General features: G+C 69.2%; 4 protein-coding genes and 1 pseudogene. All 5 read left to right on the top strand.

Annotated elements, in window-relative coordinates:
• Positions 1–461 precede the first annotated feature (461 nt).
• A complete protein-coding gene (locus tag ACIQ87_RS40220) occupies positions 462–929 on the top strand; it encodes a hypothetical protein (protein WP_402417229.1) in 468 nt (155 codons plus the stop codon).
• A 112-nt stretch (positions 930–1,041) separates the two neighbouring features.
• Positions 1,042–1,251, top strand: coding sequence for a hypothetical protein (locus ACIQ87_RS40215; RefSeq protein ID WP_402417227.1), 210 nt, complete (start codon positions 1,042–1,044; stop codon positions 1,249–1,251).
• Between the two features lie 13 nt (positions 1,252–1,264).
• Entirely contained in the window at positions 1,265–1,876 is a 612-nt protein-coding gene (locus ACIQ87_RS40210; RefSeq protein ID WP_402417226.1) for a hypothetical protein, read from the top strand.
• 204 nt (positions 1,877–2,080) lie between these two features.
• A complete protein-coding gene (locus ACIQ87_RS40205; RefSeq protein WP_402417224.1) occupies positions 2,081–2,617 on the top strand; it encodes a hypothetical protein in 537 nt (178 codons plus the stop codon).
• Positions 2,618–2,693: 76 nt separating this feature from the next.
• A pseudogene (locus ACIQ87_RS40200) lies at positions 2,694–4,037 on the top strand (DUF4158 domain-containing protein); the annotation flags it as partial.
• Between the last annotated feature and the right edge of the window lie 99 nt (positions 4,038–4,136).

Raw genomic sequence — 4,136 nt, 5'->3', positions numbered from 1 at the left:
CTAGAGAAACGGCTCTCAGGCGCCCTCACCCATGTCCGCCCAGGTCAGACCCCAGATTCGTGACTCTAGGCCGCTGAATTACGCGGAACGCAGGGTGGTGGGCGAGTGCATGGACCTGGCCGCCGCCGGAACCGCCGACCTCGCCGACCACCGCGACGTCAACACCGTCGCCCGCCGTACCCAGGCCGAGCTGCGCGCGGCAATGACCGCGGTCCGCCCCGCCGGGTGCCTGGGGGCGGGGCGGGCCCGGGCTGGTGCTGCGGGTGCGACGCCCCCACCCGCTCGGGGGCTCGGGCAACAGGCCGGCCTGCCCTACGAAGAGGGGAAACCGGTACGGAACGAGTCCCACCGCAGAGCCATTCGGACATGTGATGGCCGTATGCGCCGTACGCATAGCGATGGCGCTGGGACCACCGTATACCTAGCAACAGGAAGCCCTACAGCGAAGGGTCTGAACTATCATGCAAACTAGGCGAGTTGTATCGGCGCTGACGATCTCCGCAGCACTGGCCGGCCTCGTGATCGGCACCGCCGGCCCGGCCACCGCATACCCTCAGGTGAACCTCTGCGGCAGCTCGTACGGTTCGCTGAAGCAGTATCCGATCGTCGATGACCACAACGGCCGCCGGGTGGGCTGGATCGACACCTACTACAGCAGCAGCACCGGCAAGAACTGCGCCATCGCGCGAGGCGACGACACACAGGCGAAGGACTTTTCAAAGATCAAGGTCGCCATCAAGACCACCAGTCAATCCGGCTGGGCGCAGGAGGACGGCGAGCTGCAGTACTACACCAAGTACGCGGGGCCGGTGTACGTCTACGCCCCTGGCAGCACCTGTATCGACGTGTACGGCTTCTTCTTCTACCGCAACGGGAACGACGAGGTCCTGAGCCGCGCCAACGGCGGCGGAACTGGCCTGCGCTGCTAGCTGTGACTGCATAGGTCCGGCCGCCGGCGGTCGCGGCCTGGGTGGCGGCCCGCCTCACCGACCCGTTCCTCGTCGCCGCTGGCCTTGACCTGGCAGAGCCGGCCGCGCCCGGATGCGTAGGAAGTCGCCCAGCCCGCCCCGGTGCTCGACGACGTACGCGCGTACGTCGTCGAGCACCCCGTCCGCATGCACCCTGAAGGCATACCCGCTGTTCGACCACTTCACCTTCGACGTCTACGACACCTCGGTCGGCGACCGCTACGTCGGCGGTGGCGACGCCTACCACCCGGTAGGCTACTGCTACAACCACTGGGCCAACTAGGAGAGTTCAGCATATGCGGCGATCGAGTTGGCTCGCGGGCACGATACTTCTCCTCACGGCCGGCCTCGCGACCGCATGTACCAACGGCGACACCCCGCCTCAAGGCGGTGACGGGCCCTGGGCCCTGGACGGGCTCGCCGCCACATCCGTGGACGGGCCGATCCAGCGCAGCATCGACGCCCCACCATCCAAGGGCGTCGCGAAGATCCTGGGGGTCGCCGGGATCTCGGGCACCAACGTGATCCTCTCGGTGAGGGACGGAGCCTGCCAGGTTGCGCTCCTGCCCGCCGTGCTGACCGAGTCGACCACCACGGCGCCTACCTCACTCGGGTCACCCCGGCCAGCCGGCCGCACCGGATCCTCGGACAGCCGTCAGGAATTCCCTGGAACAATTCTTGAAGGGAAATACACTCTGGCGTCCGCCCGGCTGGACCCCTTTAAATTCGCGACCGTCGGATGCTCTGAAAAAGCAATGACAGTCAGAATAGAAGGGGTCGGGGAGGCTTCGATGCAGAAGAAGTCAGGTGACTCGCTGCAACTCTGGAAGGAATCCCAGGACGCGGTACTCGCCGTTGGCTTCCCCGAGGCCATCCACGGGCCGGTTCTGGAACACAGCACATCCTGAACGAACGTGAGGGTGCCCTGCTGGCAGGGCACCCTCACGCATTCCGGGAACCACCGGACCAGCCGGCTGAGTGTCAACTGAGTCTTGAGAAGCGATTCCCAAACCGAAGGTAGGGTCACGTTTTCGCAGGTGAGGTGTGTGGCCGTCGCTCGGTAGGCATGCTCGGACCGTCGTGTTGGTGCGGGGCGTGGTCGGAGGTGGCTGATGCCGTCGGTGCTGGGGGTGCTGGAGCGGCGTGAGAGGGTGGCGCTGGCCAGGGCGGAGGAACTGCGCGCCGAGTTGGAGCGGGTCCAGGCCGCCGTGGCGGAGGCGGAGCAGGCCGCGCGGCGCGCGGTGATCGCCCGGGAGGAGACGGTGGCGGCCCTGGCCGAGTTGGCCGATGAGGCCGCGGTGCCCGGGGCGTCGGCCGGTGGACTGGTGGTGGAGCCGGTCGCGGGCGTGGCCGGACTGCGGATCGAAGTCCCCTTGCGGCGTGAGGGGTTGGGGGTGGAGGTGCTGCCGCCCGAGTGCGCGCGGGTCGTGGCCCTGGTCGAGCGCGACGCGGCCGACGGCGGGCAGGGGGTGCGGGCGATGCGCGAGCAGCTGGGCTGGCCGGCGAGTGATGCGAAGGAGCAGGCGGCCCGGTTCAGGGCGAAGCGGCTGGTGGAGCGGGGCTGGCTGACCGAGGCGCGGCCGGGCCTGTTCCGGCCTCGGGGATCAATCAGGACGTGGTTAGCGGTAAGGAAGGATCTTGCTCGCTAGCACGGTGATCGCCCGGCTCGCTCGACTTCGGCAGAAGATCGCATGAGGTGATCGACTGGCGGATACCGTCCGCCGCGTGCCGATGGAGTTTCTGACGGATGAGCAGGCCGGGGCGTACGGACGGTTCGTTGAAGAGCCGACGCGCCCGGAGATGGAGAGGTTCTTCTACCTCGATGACGTGGACCGGCAGCTGATCGGGAAACGGCGAGGTGATCACAACCGTCTGGGCTTCGCGCTGCAGATGTGCACAGTCCGGTACCTGGGGCTCTTCCTGGAGGACCCGCTGGACGTGCCGTGGTCGGTGGTCGCGTACGTGGCCGAGCACCTGGGCGTGGAGGACCCCTCGGTGGTGAAGCGGTACACCGAGCGGCAGATGACGGCCTACGAGCACGCCTGGGAGATCCGGGACGCCTACGGCTACCACCAGTTCGAGGACCCGGCATGGGGCCGACGGTTCCGCACCTTCCTGCACGGGCGGGCCTGGACGCACGCCGAGGGGCCGGTGGCGCTGTTCAACCAGGCGGTGGGGTGGCTGCGGCGCAACCGGGTGCTGCTGCCCGGGGTGTCGGCGCTGGTGCGGCAGGTCGCGGAGGTCCGGACGGTCGCGGAGCGGCGGCTGTACGCCACGGTGGCGGGCGCCGCCTGGCGGGCGGACCGCTCGCTGCCCGGCGACCTGGTGGCGCTGCTGCAGGTGCCCGAGGGCAAGCGGATCTCGGAGCTGGAGCGGCTGCGCCGGCCGCCGACGCGCACCACCGGCACCAGCATGGCGAAGGCGCTGGAGCGGGTGGACGAGATCTCCGCCTTCCACCTGGGCCGGGTGAAGCTGGACAAGGTGCCGCCGAACCGGCTGGCGACGCTGGCCCGGGTCGGGCTGGGCTCGAAGGCGCCGATCCTGGAACGCGCCAAGGAGCCGCGCCGCACCGCGCTGCTGACCTCGGTGGTGCGGCACCTGGAGGCGTCGGCGATCGACGACGCGCTGGACGTGTTCGCGCTGCTGATGCAGATCAAGCTGCTGAACGTGGCGAAGCGGGCCACGGACAAGGAGTGGCTGGCCTCCCGGCCCCGACTGGCGAAGGCGTCGCGCACCGTGCAGGCGGTATACCGGCTGTGGTCCGAGCAGCTGGACCTGGTCGCCGAGGCCGGCGCCGACCTGGACGCGGCGGCGCTCTTCCTGGCGCTGGAGTCCGAGGTCGGACCGCGCGCCGAGGTCGAGGCCGCGGTGCGGCTGCTGGACGAGCTGCTGCCGCCGGGCGACGACGAGTCCGAGGCGGAGATGCGCCGCCAGCTGGCCGGCCGCTACAGCACGGTGCGCCCGTTCCTGTCCCTGCTCGGCGAGTCGAACGCGCTCGGGGCGGCCTCCGGCGGCAAGCGGGTGCTGGAGGCCGTGAAGCGCCTCCCGGCGCTGTCGCGGCGCAAGGTGAAGACCCAATGCCGGGAAGTTTAGGTTCTCCATCGCCGAGTCCGGTCGGTGGCCGTCGTGATGGTGAAGGCGATCTTCGCGTTCGTTATCGGGGTGTTC

The sequence above is a fragment of the Kitasatospora sp. NPDC096204 genome, assembly GCF_044763205.1.
Classification (GTDB): domain Bacteria; phylum Actinomycetota; class Actinomycetes; order Streptomycetales; family Streptomycetaceae; genus Kitasatospora.
This window is presented reverse-complemented; position numbering and strand designations above follow the sequence as displayed.